This is a genomic window from Sphingomonas gellani, assembly GCF_900110035.1.
GTDB lineage: Bacteria > Pseudomonadota > Alphaproteobacteria > Sphingomonadales > Sphingomonadaceae > Sphingomonas > Sphingomonas gellani.
In genome coordinates, this window is record NZ_FOCF01000009.1 from 79,700 (window position 1) to 99,115 (window position 19,416).

At 62.6% G+C, this 19,416-nt stretch carries 19 protein-coding genes; 11 read left to right on the forward strand and 8 right to left on the reverse strand.

Annotation, left to right across the window (positions count from 1 at the left end; all coding sequences use genetic code 11):
- Positions 1–5: 5 nt before the first annotated feature.
- Positions 6–947, reverse strand: a complete 942-nt coding sequence (locus tag BMX37_RS15550; protein ID WP_139198111.1) for a hypothetical protein — start codon at positions 945–947, stop codon at positions 6–8.
- A gap of 404 nt (positions 948–1,351) precedes the next feature.
- On the opposite strand from BMX37_RS15550, the gene BMX37_RS15555 reads away from it, so the two are divergent.
- From BMX37_RS15555 to BMX37_RS15570, 4 genes are all read left to right on the forward strand, one after another.
- Positions 1,352–2,317 carry a replication initiator protein A gene (locus BMX37_RS15555; protein ID WP_093666777.1) on the forward strand — a complete coding sequence of 322 codons (966 nt, stop codon included), beginning with the start codon at positions 1,352–1,354 and terminating at the stop codon, positions 2,315–2,317.
- 405 nt (positions 2,318–2,722) lie between these two features.
- A complete protein-coding gene (locus BMX37_RS15560; protein WP_093666700.1) occupies positions 2,723–3,544 on the forward strand; it encodes a helix-turn-helix domain-containing protein in 822 nt (273 codons plus the stop codon).
- A 263-nt stretch (positions 3,545–3,807) separates the two neighbouring features.
- Positions 3,808–4,461: a ParA family partition ATPase gene (gene parA / locus BMX37_RS15565; protein WP_093666701.1), complete on the forward strand. Its 654-nt coding sequence runs from the start codon at positions 3,808–3,810 to the stop codon at positions 4,459–4,461.
- A complete protein-coding gene (locus tag BMX37_RS15570; RefSeq protein ID WP_170842015.1) occupies positions 4,458–4,754 on the forward strand; it encodes a ribbon-helix-helix domain-containing protein in 297 nt (98 codons plus the stop codon). Before parA ends, BMX37_RS15570 begins: the two co-directional genes overlap by 4 nt.
- Before the next feature lie 36 nt (positions 4,755–4,790).
- Here BMX37_RS15570 and rfbA read toward each other — a convergent pair whose 3' ends face one another.
- Genes rfbA through rfbC form a run of 4 tightly spaced genes read right to left on the reverse strand, consistent with a single transcriptional unit; the run spans position 4,791 to position 8,245 of the window.
- Positions 4,791–5,660, reverse strand: coding sequence for a glucose-1-phosphate thymidylyltransferase RfbA (gene rfbA, locus BMX37_RS15575; protein ID WP_093666702.1), 870 nt, complete (start codon positions 5,658–5,660; stop codon positions 4,791–4,793).
- Entirely contained in the window at positions 5,657–6,568 is a 912-nt protein-coding gene (gene rfbD / locus BMX37_RS15580; protein ID WP_212611461.1) for a dTDP-4-dehydrorhamnose reductase, read from the reverse strand. Before rfbD ends, rfbA begins: the two co-directional genes overlap by 4 nt.
- 39 nt (positions 6,569–6,607) lie before the next feature.
- The gene (gene rfbB, locus BMX37_RS15585; protein ID WP_093666703.1) at positions 6,608–7,660 is read right to left on the reverse strand and encodes a dTDP-glucose 4,6-dehydratase; all 1,053 of its coding nucleotides are present in this window, start codon (positions 7,658–7,660) and stop codon (positions 6,608–6,610) included.
- A gap of 12 nt (positions 7,661–7,672) precedes the next feature.
- On the reverse strand, positions 7,673–8,245 hold the full coding sequence (gene rfbC, locus BMX37_RS15590) for a dTDP-4-dehydrorhamnose 3,5-epimerase (RefSeq protein WP_093666704.1): 573 nt from the start codon (positions 8,243–8,245) through the stop codon (positions 7,673–7,675).
- Between the two features lie 168 nt (positions 8,246–8,413).
- Here rfbC and BMX37_RS15595 point away from each other — a divergent pair, with 168 nt between their 5' ends.
- Complete coding sequence (locus tag BMX37_RS15595; RefSeq protein ID WP_244501631.1) at positions 8,414–9,709, forward strand: sugar transferase; 1,296 nt, start codon at positions 8,414–8,416, stop codon at positions 9,707–9,709.
- On the opposite strand, the gene BMX37_RS15600 is transcribed toward BMX37_RS15595, so the two are convergent.
- Together BMX37_RS15600 and BMX37_RS15605 are read right to left on the reverse strand one after the other, a co-directional pair.
- On the reverse strand, positions 9,710–10,090 hold the full coding sequence (locus BMX37_RS15600; RefSeq protein ID WP_093666705.1) for a J domain-containing protein: 381 nt from the start codon (positions 10,088–10,090) through the stop codon (positions 9,710–9,712).
- A 37-nt stretch (positions 10,091–10,127) separates the two neighbouring features.
- Complete coding sequence (locus BMX37_RS15605) at positions 10,128–11,126, reverse strand: NAD-dependent epimerase/dehydratase family protein (RefSeq protein ID WP_093666706.1); 999 nt, start codon at positions 11,124–11,126, stop codon at positions 10,128–10,130.
- 211 nt (positions 11,127–11,337) lie between these two features.
- On the opposite strand from BMX37_RS15605, the gene BMX37_RS15610 reads away from it, so the two are divergent.
- The 6 genes from BMX37_RS15610 (at position 11,338) to BMX37_RS15640 (ending at position 17,828) form a co-directional block, all read left to right on the forward strand.
- Complete coding sequence (locus BMX37_RS15610) at positions 11,338–12,390, forward strand: EpsG family protein (RefSeq protein WP_093666707.1); 1,053 nt, start codon at positions 11,338–11,340, stop codon at positions 12,388–12,390.
- Positions 12,391–12,455: 65 nt separating this feature from the next.
- Positions 12,456–13,658: a glycosyltransferase gene (locus tag BMX37_RS15615; protein WP_170842017.1), complete on the forward strand. Its 1,203-nt coding sequence runs from the start codon at positions 12,456–12,458 to the stop codon at positions 13,656–13,658.
- Positions 13,655–14,740 carry a glycosyltransferase family 4 protein gene (locus BMX37_RS15620; RefSeq protein WP_093666709.1) on the forward strand — a complete coding sequence of 362 codons (1,086 nt, stop codon included), beginning with the start codon at positions 13,655–13,657 and terminating at the stop codon, positions 14,738–14,740. Before BMX37_RS15615 ends, BMX37_RS15620 begins: the two co-directional genes overlap by 4 nt.
- On the forward strand, positions 14,733–15,842 hold the full coding sequence (locus BMX37_RS18555) for a glycosyltransferase (RefSeq protein ID WP_170842018.1): 1,110 nt from the start codon (positions 14,733–14,735) through the stop codon (positions 15,840–15,842). The genes BMX37_RS15620 and BMX37_RS18555 overlap by 8 nt, the downstream gene beginning before the upstream one ends.
- Positions 15,842–16,804, forward strand: coding sequence for a glycosyltransferase family 2 protein (locus BMX37_RS15635; RefSeq protein ID WP_093666711.1), 963 nt, complete (start codon positions 15,842–15,844; stop codon positions 16,802–16,804). Before BMX37_RS18555 ends, BMX37_RS15635 begins: the two co-directional genes overlap by 1 nt.
- A 10-nt stretch (positions 16,805–16,814) precedes the next feature.
- A complete protein-coding gene (locus BMX37_RS15640) occupies positions 16,815–17,828 on the forward strand; it encodes a glycosyltransferase (RefSeq protein WP_170842020.1) in 1,014 nt (337 codons plus the stop codon).
- Here BMX37_RS15640 and BMX37_RS15645 read toward each other — a convergent pair.
- A complete protein-coding gene (locus BMX37_RS15645; RefSeq protein WP_093666713.1) occupies positions 17,811–19,388 on the reverse strand; it encodes an O-antigen translocase in 1,578 nt (525 codons plus the stop codon). The genes BMX37_RS15640 and BMX37_RS15645 overlap by 18 nt on opposite strands.
- Positions 19,389–19,416 lie beyond the last annotated feature (28 nt).

Consider the following 19,416-nt stretch of genomic DNA (forward strand, 5'->3'; position numbering starts at 1 on the left):
GGCCTTCATCGCGGACTTCCGAACCCATAGGACAAAGCGACACCACCCGCCGCGTCGGCCGCGCCGCTCGACAATCCCGCTGTGACGAAACCGGTCACCCGGATCGGCGTGCGCGCCAGCCGGGTCGAGGCACCCGCGAACAGCTCATGCGCGTCGCCCACGAACCGCGTCGCCGCGCGGGAATAATGATAGGAGGCGAGCAGGAAACTGTCCGATCCCAGCGAATAGGAGGCACCGGCCGACGCCGCGGGCCCGTCGCGCAACCGATAGGTCGCCGTGTCGCCCAGAAAGCGGTAAGTGAACGACGCAAACGGAATCACGCGTCCCATCGGCACTGACACGTCCGCACCCAGCGCGTAATCATTCTCGCCGCTCGACAGGCCGCTGCTCTTGGTCGCCGTATTCAGCTTGGCGCGGCCGGACAGCTCCACCTCGACCGGGGCGCCTTCGGGCGCGATCGTATAAGCCGCGCCCAAGGTCAGGTCGCCGAAGCCGTCCGCCGTGCGCTTGATCGGGGAAGTGTTGGGCGCGACCAGCACCGGGGTCGCGTCGATGCCGGTGAAGATGGTCGATCGGCTGCGTATCCGCATCCAGGGCAGCGAGGCGGACAGCTTCCAGTCGCCCAGCCGCAGCCGGGCGCCCACCGCGGAACTCCAGATGCTGGTGTGCGATCCGGTGCCGAAATCCCCGCCGGCATAAAGCGTGCCCAGCGACACATCGGCTACCGCGCCCTCGTCCATCCGCTCCATCGCCTGGGGTACGCTGCTCGGCGACACGGTGGTCGTCGCGTTGGAGGGAGACAGCGGGGAAGGGGAAAGCGACGGAGTGACGTCGTATCCGACGGTTTCGCGAAGCGGCGCGCCGTCCGGCGCCTGCTGCGCCCAGGCTAAGCCTGAAGGACATGCCACGAGAATTGCGGCCCCGATCAACTTTGCCACGGTTCTCATCCGCCTCTCCTTGCGGGGAAGTTTATCACAAGAACTGGCATTAACACCAAGTATTCAGATAATTCTCACCTGCAGCATATTCAAACTCGGCAATGCATTCTGACCAACTCTGTCGCCATTCATACCTGTCGACAGATAGACAATGTGCGAGCCTGCAAGGGAAAGGGCCACCGAATCCTGTGTACGCGCCCGGCGCGGAAGGACGCAGATCGCACCTCATGGCCATATGCGGAGCCTGCTGCCCCAAGGCTGACGACCGGCCGGATCGTGGCTCGATGAGCAGTTCGGGGCAAACTCGCATTTCCTACTCGAAAGCACGAACTGGGGGCTGCCTGACACAGGTTTTTCCACTGCCTGCGCCCGGTGGGATGCCAAATCTTCGTGCTTTCGAGTAGGAAATGCACATGACCCGTCCGACCACCACCGCACAGCCCAAAGAGGGCAGGAAAACGCCGGCAAAGGCACCCAAGATATCCCAGCGCGACCTGTTCCAGCTCGACAGCCCGCTGACCAGCGAGATCCGAGGCGAGCGGTCGCTGATGGCCTTTCCCTTTTTCGCGCTGTCCAAGAACGCGTGGATGAAGCCGCTGACCTACGAGCATGCCAATGTCTCGATCGAGGTGCGCCCCTCGGCCAGCGGGGTGGCGACGATCTACGACAAGGAGATCGTGCTCTACATCGCCAGCCTGATGGCGGCCAAGGTGGAGGCCGGCGAGGAAGTGGCGCAGGACTTCGTGTTCACCGCGCACGACCTGTTCACGGTAACCGGCGCCAATCACTCGGCACGCTCGTACAACCGCTTGTCGGAGGCGCTGGAGCGGCTGCAGGGCACGCAGATCAAGACCAATATCGAGGCCGGCGGGGAGGGGGAGGAGGGCTTCTTCTCCTGGCTGTCGGAGGCGCGGCTGCATTACTCCAAGACGCGCACAGGCGAGCGCCGGCTGAAGGCGGTCAAGGTGCGCCTGTGCGACTGGTTGTTTCGCGCGATCCTGCGCGACCGGCAGGTGCTGGACTATGCCGCGGCCTATTTCCAGCTCGGCCCGATCGAGCGGCGCATCTACGAGGTCGCGCGCGCCACCTCGGAAGACGACCGACTGGAGGTCGACCTGGCGACGTTTCGCCTCCAGATCGGGTACCAGAACCCCCTGTCCAACTTCCGCGCCGCGCTGAAACAGATCGCCGGCACCGACACCATTCCCGACTATGACGTCGAACTGGTCGAAACTCCCGGCGAGCCGGAGGGAGAGACGGCAAAGCGCGGACGCAGGTCCAGTCCCGTGCAGGTCGTCATCACCCGCCGCGCCGCGAGCGAATCATCATCCGACTCGGACAACGAATCGGCGGAAGGCGGCTCGTCCAGCGACGAGTAATTGTTATCCGAAAGCACGAACTTTCACCGTAATTTCTACTCGATAGCACGAATAGAAATGGGTGAAGGCCGCAGATTTGGTCAAATTTCTGCTATTTTCTACTCGAAAGCACGAACCGACAACGCTTCCGATGTTGGAGTTTTGCTGCGACAAGTGTCGGCCCGGTCGATCGGCCGGAGGCAAACACTGATGGAGCGGCTGTGACCACATAAAGGAAAGCCCGGCACGAAGGCCGGGCATCCCAAAGGGTGTTGATTTGGAGCGACGTCGCCAAACGTCGATCCGGGGTAGAGCCAGTCAGACCGACCCCCTCCAGATACACCCCGGCGAACATCAGTTCAAGGATGCGCGTTTCGCGCCACGCCCTCTTTTTGTCTCTTGGTCCCAGCCCGAAAGGGAGGGAAGATGACGGCGTTCACCCTGGGTGAAGCGACGGCGCTGGCGCTCGGCCGCGTCGGCGGACGGATCGCACGTGGCGACGGTTCGCGGCGATCCGGTACCCGGCACCATACCGGCGCGCCCGTGCTGCGCGGCAGCATGGAAGCGGGAAGTTTCGAGGACGCGTTCTTCGCGGTGCCGGCAAAGGGCGAATGCGACCGGCTGCTGCGTACCGCGCGGGCCGCGCTGGATGCCGGACGTCGCCTGAAACGATCGGCGCGTGCCGAAAGGCGCGCCCTATCGTCCGCCGAGCGTGCGCTGACCGCGCTGACTGCGGGGGCGGTGCGGGTATTCGAGGAAATCTGCATGCTGGCCCGCGTCAACGCCGGGCGCGTGTTTCCGACCTATGACCGGTTGGCGCAGGCGACCGCGCTCGGCCGCGCCACCGTCGCGCGAGCGCTGGTCGCGCTGGAGGCGGCGGGCTTCCTGGTTCGCCAGCGCCGGTTCAAGCGGGTCGAAGGGACCGGGCCAGGACCGCGTTGGGAGCAGACCTCCAACGTCTATCGCCCGCTCCACCCCGCACGCATCATGGGCCTGCTGCCACGATGGTTGCGCCCGGCGCCACTGCCGGTGGACGTAATGCAGCGTGAGGCGGATCGGGTCGAGGCTGTCGCCGGAATGATGGCCGGTCTGAGCTGTCGCGAACTGGCGAACGTCACGGTTGGCGGTGCGCTCGGTCGGATGTTGGCGCGTCTGGGATCTGCGATCGACGGTCAATCATGTGAGTCTCACAATGATCCGCAACCACTTAACAGTTTAATGATTCAGGTGGCGAACGCCTCGGCCTAGTCGGTCAACACGAGGCAAAAAAGCTCACCATCGAAAAGATCGCCCAGACATCAAGGCCGGGAGTGCCGGCTACGCCGTCACATGCTCCCTAGAAGAAGCGATCGAATGCCGACGCGATCAGATCGACGCTGATCCTTAGATGCGGAGGGTGTTGGAAATCGGGCTGAATGCCGGATCAAGCGCGTCATATGCCGGTGGACAAGCAGATCCTGTTTTCACTTCTTCGTAGACATCCACTCATGTCGACACGTAGAAGAGCGGACATGCCGACCATCGCGATCATCAGCCAGAAGGGAGGCGCGGGGAAGACCACCCTGGCGCTTCACCTCGCCGCCGCGGCTCAGGACACGGGCGCCGTGTCGCTCATCATCGATACCGATCCCCAGGCAACCGCCGGCCAATGGGCCGCATGGCGGCAGGATGCTCCGCCCGAGGTCATCGACAGCCCACCGCCGCGCCTCGCCGCGAAGGTCGCGCAGGCGAAGGGGCAGGGCGCGCAGGTGATCGTGATCGACACCCCGCCCCATGCCGACAGCGCAGCCCGGGCGGCCGTCGAGGTGGCAGACCTGGTGCTGATCCCGTGTCGGCCCAGCGCCTTCGACCTGTCGGCGATTCAGACCACCGCCAAGTTGGTCCAGCTGCTGCGCAAGCCCGCTTTCGTGGTGTTCACCGCCGGTCCGCCCAATGCCCCGCGCATGTATCAGGAAGCAGGCGAGCTGGTGAACGGCTACGGCACACCGCCATGTCCGGTGATCCTGCCCGACCGCGCCGCCTATCGCCATGCCAGCGCGGAGGGACGCACCGTCACCGAACTGGATCCTGCCGGCAAGGCGGCGGAAGAGGTTCGGGAACTCTACAAGTGGACGTGTCGACAAATCGACATGCCGACCCCACGCAAGAGAAAGGCCGCACGATGAGCCGCAAACCCTCCTTCGCCAACCTGCGCGGCACCGCCCCCGCACCGATCCCGCCGCCAGCGCCACGTGCCCTCGCAACCCCGCAATCCGCGGAACCGTCAGAGGGCAGGACCTCCTCCGCTCGCCCGGTCAGCCGAGAAGGCCGCAAGCAGATCGCCGGCTTCTTCAGCCCCGAAATGTCCTTCGCCATGCACACGCTGGCCCGCCGCCAGGGCCGCAGCCTCCAGGCGCTGATGGCCGAAGCGTTCAACGACGTGTTGCGGAAGCACGGCGAAAGCCCGATCGGGGATTGAGCGGTATAGGCTGCGGTCCGATCGGGCTGGATGAGATCAGGCGCCGTCCACCGCCTTCAGGATCGCGCGGCCATACGCCGTCTTCTTGAACATCTCGCCGCGTGCGCGCGCCTGGTCCGCGGTAATGAAGCCCTGTTCGAACGCGACTTCTTCCAGGCAGGCGATCTGGATTCCCTGGCGATGCTGGAGGGTGCGAACGAACTCGGATGCTTCCAGCAGGCTGTCGTGGGTGCCCGTGTCCAGCCAGGCATAGCCGCGCCCCATCTGTTCCACGAACAGGTCGCCCGCCTCCATGTACAGCCGGTTGAGGTCGGTGATCTCCAACTCGCCACGTGGGGAAGGCTGGAGGTTGCGGGCATAGTCCACGACGCGGTTGTCGTAGAAGTACAGCCCGGTCACCGCACAGTCCGACTTGGGCGCGGCGGGCTTTTCCTCCAGGCTGAGTGCCCGTCCGTCGGGACCCAATTCGACCACGCCGTAGCGCTCCGGATCCTCGACCCGATAGCTGAACACCGTCGCGCCTTCCTTGCGCGCAACCGCGCTGGCGAGCAGGTCGGGCAGGCCGGCACCGAAAAAGATGTTGTCGCCCAGCACCAGTGCGACATTGTCGTCGCCGATGAATTCCGCGCCGATTGTGAACGCCTGCGCCAGCCCCTCGGGCTTGGGCTGTTCAGCATAGCGGATCGACAGGCCGAAGGCGGAGCCGTCGTCGAACAGGCGCTGGTAATTGCTGAGATATTCGGGGGAGGAGATGATGAGGATGTCTCGAATCCCGGCCAGCATCAGCACCGACAGCGGGTAATAGATCATCGGCTTGTCGTAGACGGGCAGCAGCTGCTTGTTGACCGCCAGCGTCGCGGGGTGGAGCCGCGTGCCCGATCCGCCCGCCAGGATGATGCCCTTCACTGTCTTACTCCGATCAGTTCGTCGAGGATGTCGCCCAGCGCCGCCTGCCAGGGTCGCGGGGCAATGCCATAGGCGGCCGTGATCGCGCCCGTGTCCAGCAGCGAATTGGCGGGCCGGCGGGCCGGGGTGGGATAGTCGGCCGTAGCGATTGACTCCACGCTCGCGGTGGGGCCGCCCCGTTCGCCCGACTGGTGGAAGATTTCTGTCGCGAACTCCGCCCAGCTTATCCCGTTCGCGCCACCGGCGTTGGAGAAGTGATACGTGCCGCTGGGCATGTCTTCATCCCCGGCCAGCCGAACCGCGATCGTCATCAGCGCCCGGGCCAGGTCGGCCGCGCCGGTCGGGCTGCCGCGCTGGTCGTTGACCACGCGCAGGTGCCCGCGGTCAGCCCCGATCCGCAACATGGTCTTCACGAAGTTGGCGCCGTGCGCGCTGACCACCCAGGCGGTGCGGACGATCGCGTGCCGCGCACCCGACGTGCGGACGGCGAGTTCCCCGCCCAGCTTCGAGGCGCCATAGACACCGAGCGGCGACGGAGCGTCGTCCACCTCCCACGCGCCGTGCCTGTCGCCGGGAAAGATATAGTCGGTCGACACCTGGACCAGCGGGATGCCAGCCCGCGCGCAGGCCTGACCGAATGCGGCGGGGGCAAGGGCGTTGACGCTCCAGGCGATGACCTGATCGTCCTCGGCCTTATCGACTGCGGTATAGGCCGCGCCGTTGATGACCGCGGCGAAGGGCTGTCCCTCATGCCCAGCCGACACGATGCCGCTGATCGCGGCAGGGTCGGACAGGTCGAGCGCGTCGCGACCGAGTGCCACGACCTGCCATCCTTCGGGCCAGGAGGCGCGCGCGAGTTCGATGCCGAGCTGACCGTTCGCGCCGGTGACAAGTACCGACCGCATCATCGGCGATCCGACATGTCGACAGGTCGATCGGGCGACATGTTAGGCCGCTACGCCGCGCCGCTCGGCCGCCTTGGCCTCGACCAGCGGGCGCCACCATGCCTCGTTGTCGAGATACCAACGTACCGTTTTCTCGATGCCGGTCTCGAACGTCTCCTGCGGCCGCCAGCCGAGTTCGTCGTTGATGCGGCCCGCGTCGATCGCATAGCGCTTGTCATGGCCTGGCCGGTCGGCGACGGAGGTGATCTGCGCCGCATAGGACTGGCCATCGCCGCGAGGGCGCAGCCGGTCCAGGATCGCGCAGACGGTGTGGACCACCTCGATATTCTGCTTCTCGTTGTGACCGCCGACATTGTAGGTCCGGCCGATCTCGCCTCGCTCGAACACCGCCTGCAGCGCGCGGACATGGTCCTCCACGAACAGCCAGTCGCGGACCTGATCGCCCTTGCCGTAGACGGGCAGGGGATCGCCGGCGAGCGCCTTCACGATCATCAGCGGGATCAGCTTTTCGGGGAAGTGATACGGCCCGTAATTGTTGGAACAGTTGGTGATGAGCACGGGCAGGCCGAAGGTGTGGCCCCAGGCGCTGACCAGATGGTCCGAGCCCGCTTTCGACGCCGAATAGGGCGAGCGCGGGTCGTAGGGCGTATCCTCGGTAAACAGCCCCGTCTCGCCCAGCGATCCGTACACCTCGTCGGTGGAGATGTGGTGGAAGCGGAACGCGGCCTTGGCCTTATCGTCCAGCGACAGCCAATAGGCCCGCGCCTCCGCCAGCATGGTGTAGGTGCCGACCAAGTTAGTCTGGATGAACGCGCCCGGACCGTCGATCGAGCGGTCGACATGGCTTTCCGCCGCCAGGTGGGTGATTACGTCGGGCCTGAACTCCGCGATCGCGGCGCGCACCGCCTCCGGGTCGCAGATGTCGCCCTGGACGAAGCGGTAGCGGTTCGACTGCGCCACCCGCTCGACGGTGGTCAGCGTGCCGGCATAGGTCAGCTTGTCGAAATTCAGGACCTCATGTCCGCTGTTTTCGATCAGGTGGCGGACCAGCGCCGAGCCGATGAACCCGGCCCCGCCGGTGACGAAGATGCGCATGAAACGTGTCCTTCAGGCAAGCGGCGCCAGCGGCCGGCCGTCATAGGGAAAGGGGCTGTCGAACGCGGCGAGGCCGGGCTGAACCTTGTCCTTGGCGCTCAGTTCCGGCGTCGCGCCGGGGGGAAGGGGCCAGTCGATGGCGATGGCCGGGTCGTTCCAGGCGATCCCCCCCTCATGCTCGGGCGCATAGGTGTCCGTGCATTTGTACAGGACCTCGCACCCTTCCTCCAGCGTCAGGAAGCCGTGCGCGAAGCCGACCGGGATGAAGAGCTGGTGGCCGTTGTCGGCCGACAATTCGGTGCCCACCCACTGGCCATAGGTGGGTGAACCCTTCCGCACATCCACCGCCACGTCGAAGATCCGTCCCCGCACACAGCGGACCAGCTTGTCCTGGCCACGCGACGGCGTCTGAAAATGAAGTCCGCGCAGGGTATGGCGCGGCCCGGACAGCGAATGATTGTCCTGCACAAACGTGGCAGCGATACCAAGCTGTGTGAAGGTGTCGCGGTTGTATGTTTCGCTGAACCAGCCGCGCGTATCGCCGTAGCGCTTGGGCTGGATCAGTCGAATGGCTGGGGCAGGCATGAGGGAAGCTGGTATCGGCCCACCTGCGGGCACGCAACCGATCGATGACGTAAAACAGGCGCCCCGCATGCGGGTGCTTCGACTTGCCCCGACGGGGGGTGACCCGCTACCGGATCTCTTGTCGGCGTACTCATCCAGGGCGTTCGGCGCTGGCGTAAGGAAGTTCTGTTGCTGATCACCGGTGACCATGGCCGCCCGGCACGGGCGAGCCGCACCAACATCGGGCTGCTGAAGCCGCTGGTCGCGATCATGATGGCGGCGTATTTCGTGCCCTTCCTTGCCCCGCTGATCGTGGCCGGAAGGCTGACGAGCGAGCTTCCCGGTACCGGCAATACCCAGATCACGTCGTTGGCAGCTGCCGCGCTGGCGCTGCTTATCTTTCGCCGCGTCACCATCTATCCGGGCGCGCGGGCGTTCGGTTTCATCCTGCCGGCCTTTTCGACGACGTTCGGCATCGCCGCGGCGATTCTGCTCGCGCTGCGAATACCCTATAGCGGCGCGATGCTGCTGACGGGCTACCTCGCCTCGGTGAGCGTCGCGTTTCTGCTGGGTTATTTCGACCACCGCGCGGCGCCACGCCGCTTGTATTACGTTCCGACCGGCAAGACGGGCATCGTGGGCGATACCCCGCAGGTCGAGTGGATCAAGCTGGCCAGCCCAACCGTTCCGGACGATCCCCAGGCATCCATCGTCGCCGACCTGCGCTCCACCCACTCCCCCGAATGGGAACGCATGATCGCACAGGCCGCCATATCCGGCATTCCCGTCTACCATACCAAGCAGTTGCGGGAATCGCTGACCGGGCGCGTCCAGATCGAGCATCTGTCCGAAAACAGCTTCGGATCGCTGTTGCCGGCACTTGCCTATCGCGGGGCCAAGCGGACGATCGATGTCGTCGCCAGCCTTGTTCTGCTGCCGGTCCTGTTCCTGCCGCTGCTCGTCGTCGCGCTTCTCGTGCGGTTGAGTTCACCGGGCCCGATCCTGTTCCGGCAGCGTCGGATGGGATATCGGGGCGTGCCCTTCGACATGCTCAAGTTCCGCACCATGGTGGACCGGGCGGTCGACGACGGGAACGAGGCGGCGCGTCATGCGGCGATCACCCGCGACGAGGACGATCGCATCACCCGGATCGGCCGCTTCCTGCGCCGGTCGCGGATCGACGAACTGCCGCAGATCATCAACATCCTGCGCGGGGAAATGAGCTGGATCGGACCGCGGCCGGAAGCGGTGCCGCTTTCGACCTGGTACGAGAACGAGATCCCCTTCTACCGCTATCGCCATATCGTCCGGCCGGGGATAACCGGCTGGGCCCAGGTCAATCAGGGGCATGTCGCGGAGCTCGACGACGTGCATGTCAAGCTCCACTACGATTTCTATTACATCAAGTTCTTCTCGTTCTGGCTCGACGTCCTGATCGCGATCAGGACCGTCAGCATCATGCTCACCGGGTTCGGGGCGAAGTAGCTACCCGTACAGTGTCAGCGACAGCCGGATGGCCAGCACGATTCCGGCCGCCGCCACGGCTAATTTTGGCCAGCGCCAGCGACGCGTGCGAGGAAGTGGCCGCGGATGACGGTGATCATAGCGTCCCAGCCTGCGTTGGATCGATCGCTGGCGGGCTAGGTGGGCACGTTCGTCCTGCGCGAGCGCCCGGTCGTGGGTCTCGCGCGTTTCAGAATTCGACAGGCAGCGATACGCCTGCTGTACGTCGCGCAGCCGACTGGGCAGGTAGCCGACGACGTCGGGATGGTGACGCTTGACCAGCCGGATGTAGGCGGCCCGGATATCGTCGGGCGACGCGCTGCGTCCAACCCCCAGCACCTGGTAGAAATTACGTTCGGTCATGGCATCCAGGCCGTCGGACGTGAGCCGGTCTCGCGCGTCAGAGCCCGTGATACTCCCGATACCATTGCACGAATTTCGGCACGCCCTCGGCAATGGTGGTGGTGGGCGCGTAGCCGAGATCACGCTGGATGGCGCTGATGTCGGCAAAGGTGTCGCGCACGTCGCCCGGCTGCATCGGCAGCAGCCGGCGCTGGGCTGGCCGGCCGCATGCTTCCTCGATCAGCGAGATCATGTGGCCGAGCTCTTCCGAGCGGTTGTTACCGATATTGTACAGGCGATGCGGACTGACGCTGCCGCCCGCCTTGACCGCACCGTCATCGGGCGGCGGGTTGTCGAGGCATGCGACGATGCCGGACACGATATCGTCGATATAGGTGAAATCGCGCCGCATCTGCCCTTCGCCGAATACGTTGATCGGACGGCCTTCGAAGATCGCCTTGGCGAACAGCCACATGGCCATGTCGGGCCGTCCCCAAGGGCCATATACGGTGAAGAAGCGCAGCCCCGTCTGCGGCAGGCGATAGAGATGGGCGTAGGTTTCGCTCATCAACTCGTCCGCCTTCTTGGTGGCGGCGTAGAGCGACAGCGGCTGATCGACGCGGTCCTCGACCCGGAAGGGCAGGGTGTCATTGCCGCCGTAAACGGAGGACGACGAAGCATAGACCAGATTGTCGACCCGGCGATGCCGTCCAACCTCCAGCAGATTGAGATGGCCGGCAAGGTTGGAGCGGAGGTAGGCGCGGGGATTCTCGATCGAATACCGCACGCCCGCCTGCGCGCCGAGATGGATGATGCGCTCGAACTCCTCCCCGTCCAGCGCGGCATCAAGCGCGACCTCGTCAGCGAAATCGACCTGCACGAAGGTGAAGCGGTCACCTCCCGCTTCCTGCAACCGTGCCAGCCGGTCCCGCTTCAGCTGGGGATCGTAGTAATCGTTCAGGCTATCGATCCCGATCACGGCGTCGCCCCGCGCCAGCAGGCGCAGCGACACGGTGGAACCGATGAACCCGGCCGCGCCGGTAACGAGAACGCGCATGACAAATCGCTCCTGAATGGGACTTCGCTCCCGGGACAGGCACGCACCACAGGATTATCGCTCTCCTAGAAAATGATCGTTACCTGCCGCAAGCGGCTTTGACGGATCGCCGCATCGCGGCTCCATACGTTGCGAAAGCGGCGTCCAGCCTCTAAGCAGCGGCTCCCTCATCTAGGAATTCCTTCTGCTTCCCTATTGGCTTCTCTTCATCATGTGGATGGCGGCCGCGTTCGGGTACAATCGCAGTGTCGTCGTTGCAGGTGCAAGGCCACGAGCGGACTCTCGTACCGCATTCGGTCTTTACATCCTAGTCATCGCAACGGCGCTGTTGGTAGGATTGCGATTTGAGATCGGGGCAGACTGGTTCAACTACCTAGACAATTACAATCTTGTCCAGTTTCTGACATATGGACAGGCGTTGCAGACGTTTGATGTCGGTTATGTAACGCTTGTATTCGTTGCTTCACACCTGGATGCGGGAATGTGGCCGGTAAATCTCGCTTGCGGCATCATCATGATGCTCGGCATTGGGAGATTCTGTTCACGACAGCAAAATCCCGCACTGACATTCCTGGTGGCGATTCCCTACCTGATCATCGTCGTCGGCATGGGATACACCAGGCAAGGCGTCGCGATCGGCATCGTCCTTGCCGGATTGGCGGATGCGGACGGACGATCTCCCGTCAAACTCATCCTTTTCATCTTGGCGGCAGCGCTGTTCCATCGCACGGCGTTGCTCGTGCTTCCCCTTGCGCTTGCTCCGCTCGCGCGCAGGAACATGCTCCAAGCGATCCTTGGTGCGCTTGTTTCACTCGGCCTGTTCGCCGTGCTGCTCAGTCGATCCACGGATCAGCTGGTCGCCACCTACATTACCCAGGATTATGAATCCGGGGGTGCCGTGGTCAGGGTCGCGATGAACATCGTACCCGCCATGTTGGCTCTGCTGTTGCGTAACAGGCTGGGGTTCAATGACTATCAGCGCGACATGTGGAGCATCTTCGCGCTTGTGGCGCTGGCTACCCTGCCGCTGGTCCTGGCCACCAGTTTCACGACGGCGATCGATCGAGTAGCCTTGTTCCTGATCCCACTGCAACTCGCCATCCTGCCGCGCCTTCCCTACGCGCTGGGAAGTAGCAGGCAAAATAACGCACAGCTACTTCTGGGCGTGTGCGGCTACTCGGCCGCAGTGCAACTGGTCTGGCTGGTATTTGCCACGCATGCGGCATACTGGGTTCCTTACAAGAACGTCGTCTTCGGCGCTTGACGCCTCCTCAATCGGCTTGGGGACATGACGATGATACAGGAATGCCGCAGGCAATGACTGGACGTATGACAAGACCAGCAGTCATCTACATGTGCTATGACGGCATCCTCGAGCCGCTCGGGGAGAGCCAGGTCGTCGCTTATCTGCAAATCCTGGCGGACGCGTACGACATCCACCTGATCAGTTTCGAGAAGCCGGCCGATACGGCCCGTCGGGAGCATGCGTCGCGCATGGCGACCCGCCTGCGGGCGTCGGGGATAACGTGGCACCCGCGGCGTTATCACAAGCATCCCAAGATCCTGTCCACGTTGTGGGACATGGGAGCGGCCATGGTGCTGGCGGTGTGGCTGTCGTTCCGTCACCGCGCCCGCCTGCTTCATGCCCGCAGCGTGCTGTGCGCGGCCATGCTGTACCCGGCGCGGGTGCTGGGCCGGGGCCGGTTCCTGGTCGACATTCGCGGCTTCTGGGCCGACGAACGGGTCGACGGCGGCATGATCCGCGCCGATGGTTTGGTGTACCGGGTGCTGAAGGTCATGGAGAAGATGCTGCTGCGCCGGGCGGATCACGTCGTGACGCTCACCCGCGCGTCCGTTCCCGTCCTACGCAACGATCCGCGGCTCGGACGCACCGTCGCCCCGATCACGGTTATCCCGACCTGCGCGGACCTGAAGCTGTTCTCGCCAGGGGAGAGGCACCCGTCGGCGCCGCTGACGATTGGCTATGCCGGGCAGATCGGCACCTGGTACATGCTGGACGAGATGCTCGCCTTTTTCGCGGCCGTGAAGCGGCACCGGCCTGATGCGCGATTGCTGATCGTCAACAAGAACCAGCAGGCGGCGATACACGATGCAATCGTGCGCCTGGGGATCGACCCGACATCGGTCGAGATCGCGGGCACCGACCGCGAGGGAATGCCCGCCTATATGCGGCGGATGGATGCGGGACTGGCCCTGATCCACCCGTTCTTTTCCAAGATCGCGAGCGCGCCGACCAAGCTTGCCGAATATCTCGGCTGCGGAGTGCCTGTTGTGGGCAATGCAGGCTGCGGGGACATGGTGCGGATCATCGAGGAGGACCGCGTAGGAGTGGCGATGGCGGATACCGATCCGGTGACCATCGAGGCCGCGGCGCTTGCCCTGCTCGACCGTTTGCGTGACCCCGACCTACCCGATCGGTGCGTTGCAGCTGCACAGCGACATTTCTCCCTTGGTGATGGCGCCGATCGCTACCGCGCGATCTATCGTTCGCTGGTCGACGAGGCTGCATGATGCCCAAAGTCCTCGTCCTTTGCCCTTATCCCCAAGGCGTGGCGGCAGGCCAGCGCCTAAAGTACGAGCAGTATCTGGATGACTGGCGGGCCGCCGGGTTTGACGTCACGGTGTCCTCGTTCATGGACATGGCCTTGTGGGATCGTGCCTATGTGGGCGGTCATCGCCTGGCCAAGGCGATCGGCACGGTTCGCGGCCACCTGCGCCGCCTGCGCGACCTCACCCGGCTGCGTCGCTACGACCTGGTCTATATCTCCATGTGGGTGACGCCGTTCGGCACCACCTGGATGGAGCGGCTGACCCGGCGCTGGGCGCGTGCGATCGTCTACGATATCGAGGACAATCTGCTGACCGAGGACGGCGCGCCCAGCGGGCTTCGCCAGCGGCTCAAGGGACGCGGCAAGCCCCGTTTCCTGCTGGAGCGGGCGGACCATGTCATCACCGCCTCGCCGTTCATGGTCGACCGCTACCGAGAGCGCAATGCCAAGGGGGCGGTGACGCTGATCTACCCGTCCGTCGATACCGACACTTTCCGGCCGCGCGCCGGTCCCTCCGCCGAGGGGAAGCCGGTGATCGGCTGGACCGGTACCTTCAGTTCCGAACCCTATCTGGACCTGCTCCGGCTGGTATTCCAGGAACTGGCCCGCCGGGTCGATTACAAGCTCATCGTCATCGGTAACTTCCCGTACCAGCTTGCCGGCGTGGACCTGGAAGTGCTGACTTGGTCGGGAGCGGAGGAGGTGGCGCAGATGCAGCGGCTCGACATCGGCGTCTATCCGCTGCCGAACGACGACTGGGTGCTGGGCAAGGCGGGGCTCAAGGTCATCCAGTACATGGCGTTTGGCCTGCCCAGCGTATCCAGCAACATTGGCACAGCGATCCGACAGGTGACGGAGGGCGTCGACGGGTTCCTGGTCGATACCGAGGAACAATGGCTGGACGTGCTGGAACGGCTGTGCCGGGATCCCGACCTGCGTCGCCGGGTTGGCGAGGCGGGACGACGAGAGGCGGTCGCACGCTACTCACGTCAGGCGACGAGCGCACAGTATCTGACCGTGCTCGATGCGGCGATCAATGATTAGCGCGGGCGGAGAACGGTATCCTGCCGCGCGCGATCAGCGCCTCGCCATTTTCCTGCCCGATCTTGGAGGAGGTGGGGCGGAGCGTGTCGCGCTGGCGCTGCTGCAAGGCTTTCTGGACAGCGGTCACCCAGTCGATCTGGTGCTCGCGCTTCGCCAGGGCGTGTTGCTGCCCATGGTGCCTTCGGGTGTGGAGATCATCGATCTCGGAGCGGCCAGGCTGCGTCAAGCCGTTCTGCCGCTGGTCCGCTATCTGCGAGAGCGGCGTCCCCATGCGCTGCACGCCATGATGTGGCCGCTGCCGCTGTTGGCGATCGTCGCGCGCAGGCTTGCGCAGGTCGATACGCGGATCATCGGCAGCGAGCACACCACCTTGTCGGCAAGACCGCATGGACTGCGGCATCGTGCCGTCCGCGCGCTTACGCGGCAGGCCTATATGCGGGCGGACGGGCTGGTGGGCGTGTCGGCCGGGGTGGCGGACGACCTGTCTACATTTGTCGGGGTGCCGCGTGATCGTATCACGGTGATCCACAACCCGCTGCTGCTGCCAGCGACCCTGCCTGATCCCGCCACCATGGCTGGGCGCTGGCCCGCGGGGACGAAGCGTATCCTGGCGGTGGGCTCGCTCAAGGCGGAGAAGAACTACCCGCTGCTGCTGCGGGCGCTCGCGCGGGTGCGGGAAAGCGTGCCGGCATCGCTGCTGATCCTGGGCGATGGTCCGTTGCGAGTGGAGCTGGAGCGGCAGATTACCGACAAGGGGCTGGGCGATGCGGTGGTGATCGCCGGTTTCGATACTGATCCTTGGCCCTACTATACCGCGGCGGATCTATTCGTGCTGTCGTCGGATTGCGAGGGCTTCGGCAACGTATTGGTGGAGGCGTTGCATGCCGGACTGCCGATCGTCAGCACGGATTGCCCCAATGGCCCACGTGAAATTCTGGATGACGGGGAATATGGCACCCTTGTTCCATGTAATGACGAGCGGCTGCTGGCTGCGGCGATCCAGGGCGCATTGAGGGGACATCACAACAGTGGCGTTCTTCGAAACCGGGGGCGAATGCTCGCGAGCCAGATCGATAAACACATCGACGTCATGCTACGTTGATGACCGTGACTAGCCCCGTTTCGATAGTGATCCCGTGCTACAATCGGGCTGCCTTGGTGGGTGAGGCGATCGAAAGCGCGCTGGCGAACGGCGATGGCGCGGAAATCATCGTGGTGGACGATGGTTCGACGGACGCCTCGTGGGACCGCATCAGCGCATTCAGCGGCCGGATCCGCAGCTTCCGCATACCCAATAGCGGGGTGAGCGCCGCGCGGAACTTCGGCGTAGAGCAGGCAAAGGGCGCGTTCATCAAGTTTCTGGACTCCGACGATCGTCTGCCGGCAGGTGCAGTACAGGCGCTGCTTCAAGCCCAGTCTGACCTCGCGCCACAACAGATCGTATTTGGAGACGCATCCTCGATCGGGCCGATGGGGGAGGCGATTGTGCCGTTTGGCTATGGCTATGCAGGCTTGGCTCCGAACGGCGCGATGTCACGAGCAGCGCTGCTTTCAGGAACGATGTCGCCTTATCTCCCGCTTTATCCAATCAAAGCTTTACACCTCGTAGGCGGATTTAATCCGACCCTGAGCCTAGGGGAAGATCAAGAGCTTGCTGTCAGGATAAGTCTAGCTGGATTTCAGTTCTTCAGAATACCCTTTGTCGTTGCTGAAGTGCGTGAGCATCTGGAAGATAGACTGTCTCGTACTGGAGATGCGGATATATACCGCCGGCAGGTTTGCGTAGCTAACGAGATATTGCGGCATCTATGTTCAGAAACCTCATCCATAACCCAAGACGAAATTCTTTCATTCGCAAGAACCATATGGATTTTAGGCAGGGATGCCGCGCGTCGTCGTTTCGAAGTCGAATCAAGGCAGTTGTTTAGAATCTCGACGGATATAGCAGGGCCTGTCCAAGCCGCTCCAGTAATACTGCGACCTTTCTATAAGATAGTGGATCCCTATAAGATGGAAAAAGTGCTTGATCTTATTAAACGCGTGATACGACGTACCAAGTCGTAGCAGTATTATTGTGTCTAATACACAGACAAACCATGCTCCACTGGTTAGCATCGCTCTTTTTGCGTATAACCAGGAGCGCTACGTAGAAGCAGCTGTCAATGCTGCCTTAGAACAAGATTATCCAAATCTTGAGATTGTTCTGTCCGACGATCGGTCAACAGACAGGACATTTGATATAATAAAGCAGATGGTTGCCCAATACTCTGGGCCGCATCGGGTCCGGGCCCGACAAAGCAAGAAGAACGCCGGGACTCTCCGGCATGTTCTTGAAGTCGCACGCGAGACTCAGGGAGAGTTCTTAGTCCTGGCTACCGGCGATGACATACAACTTCCTGATCGCACACGTGTTCTCATGGATGCTTGGCAAAAGCGGGGATCTTGTGCTTTTAGTACTGCTTGGAATGTTGTGGATGACAATGGCAATTTGCTAGAAAAGCATGTCAGACCGGAAGCCTCCGGAAACATTGTCTGGAAGTATTTCGAAGACAAAAGAGATCGTCGCTTTATGTCCGGTCCGACGGCTGCTTATGATCCAAAGTTCCTCAAATCTTTACCTCTTCCTAAAAACAAAGTATTTCACGAAGATACGGTATTTACATTTATACTTCATGCCGCCGGGCTAGATATATGCTACACTGACATTCCTACAGTGGAGTATAGAATACATGACAAGTCTTACAGCAACAGGAAGTTTGAGAAAAACACAGTTCAAGACATTAAAGATAGAGAAAAAGCATTTTCTGCATATGCCCGAGATGCTGCGGCGTATCTCGATTACATTATCTGTGACGTGTTGCCAGAACTTTCGAAAAATCAGGGGGTATCAGAAACTATAGATCTCAAGTTCATGAAAGATCGCTTAAGACATCTAACCATAGAGGGATCGTGGATAGAGCTATCCTTTACCGGCCGCCTGAAGACCTTAGCAAAAGCGCGTAGTTTGTCCGAGGTAAAGACGATGTTGCCGCGGCTGGTAGGCCTGGATACATTGGCCAGCTTAAAATCATTAATCCGGATAAGATGATGCGGAACGCTTCCCAAGTAGTTTGTTGACAGTGAGATTTGCAGCTTTGTCCATGAAGGAAAGACGCCCTTGTAATGCGCCTAATCCGCTCAGCCTGGAGAGAGAATAAGCGCCTGAAACGGTTCCCAATATGATACCGGCACCGAGTCCGAGTGCATCGTGCATCCAGCCTGCCAAAGCAGTCAGCGCTACAGCGGCAAAGACCATCACAATCGCGAATGTATTACGTGGCCGCCAACGAAAGCCGGTCCTGCGACGAGCCAGCAGGTAGACGACAGGCAAGTAAGCACCGTACATCAGCATGAATCCCATCCCTGTCGCCGGAAGGCCTAGCCAATCCACCGCCAACCAGACGAATGCTGCGTATACACCCACTCCCAGAGCCTCTGTCATCACAAACAGTCTGCCGTTTCCCGATGCCAAGATGACGAAACCTAACGGCCATCCCACTATTTTCAGGACGTCGCCCAGTATCTGCCAGCGTAAGACTTCAATTGCTGGGCCGAACGCGTCTGAATAGAGTAAGCGGATAGCCCAAGGGGCGGCGCCCTCCATGCCGATCAGGATAGGCGCGGCAAGCAGCAGCGCGATCTCGCCTTGTTCGTTTACCATTCGATTGACGAGATCATGGTCACGGATCGCGGCTGTAAGGCGCGGGTAGTAATCCGTCCCCATCGCCTGTAGCACGAACCCGATATAGGTCATGGAGATCATCCACGCCGCGGAGAAATGGCCTAGTGCGATTGTTCCGAGCCGCTGGGCAACGATAGCGCGTACGGCCAGCAAGGCTGCCGTTACAGATATTGCGCCGAGCATGAAGCTGATGCCCAGGCGCATCATCGGCCCTATTTGCCGTCTCACTGCCGCAAGGGAAGGGTCCATGGTGCCCGGAGACGGGTTCCGCCGCAATATCCACAAGCCGGCGATGGTCCCGGCAAGCGGCGCCGCCACGACGTAGGGAACGATCCCATGCCCACGCCAGAGAGCCAGCGCCCCGATCCCCAATCCCGTTCCTAGAACTGCCCCGAACACGTTGATCCGGGCCATGTCCCCGATCCGACGCACCCCGTTGAGCAGCGCCAGTTGAGAGTTGGAAACCACGGTCAGAGCGACCGCGACGCCCAGCCAGCCAACCGCTGGCGCCTGGTTCGCATCGCCCAGCACGTGCGCGGCAAGCGGGGTGCGAAGCAGCCAGAAAACGGCTCCACCCAATAGAGCCAATATAGCTGTGGCAAAGAACAGCGCCCGCCGCGTCGCTGCCAGCCCCGGTTCGTTCTGGGTGCCAACGTCTTCGGCAAGCTGGCGTACGCTGGAACTCGCAATGCCGAAGCCGGCAACCGCCGATCCCGTCTGCACCATGTTCTGAAGCAGGCCGATCAACCCCACACCCGCCGGGCCGAGCAAGAGCGCGGCGACCTTCGTGCGCGCGAGCCCGATGACGATGTTGGCGACCGAGGCGCCACCGATGATCGACGACGAACGCAGGATCTGCCGAACCGAATGATTCTCGGACGCGGCCGGCGCAGCACCCTGCGGGTTGTCTCCCCCTAAGGCTGCCATTGCTAACCTATTCCTGTGTTCGTAAGAC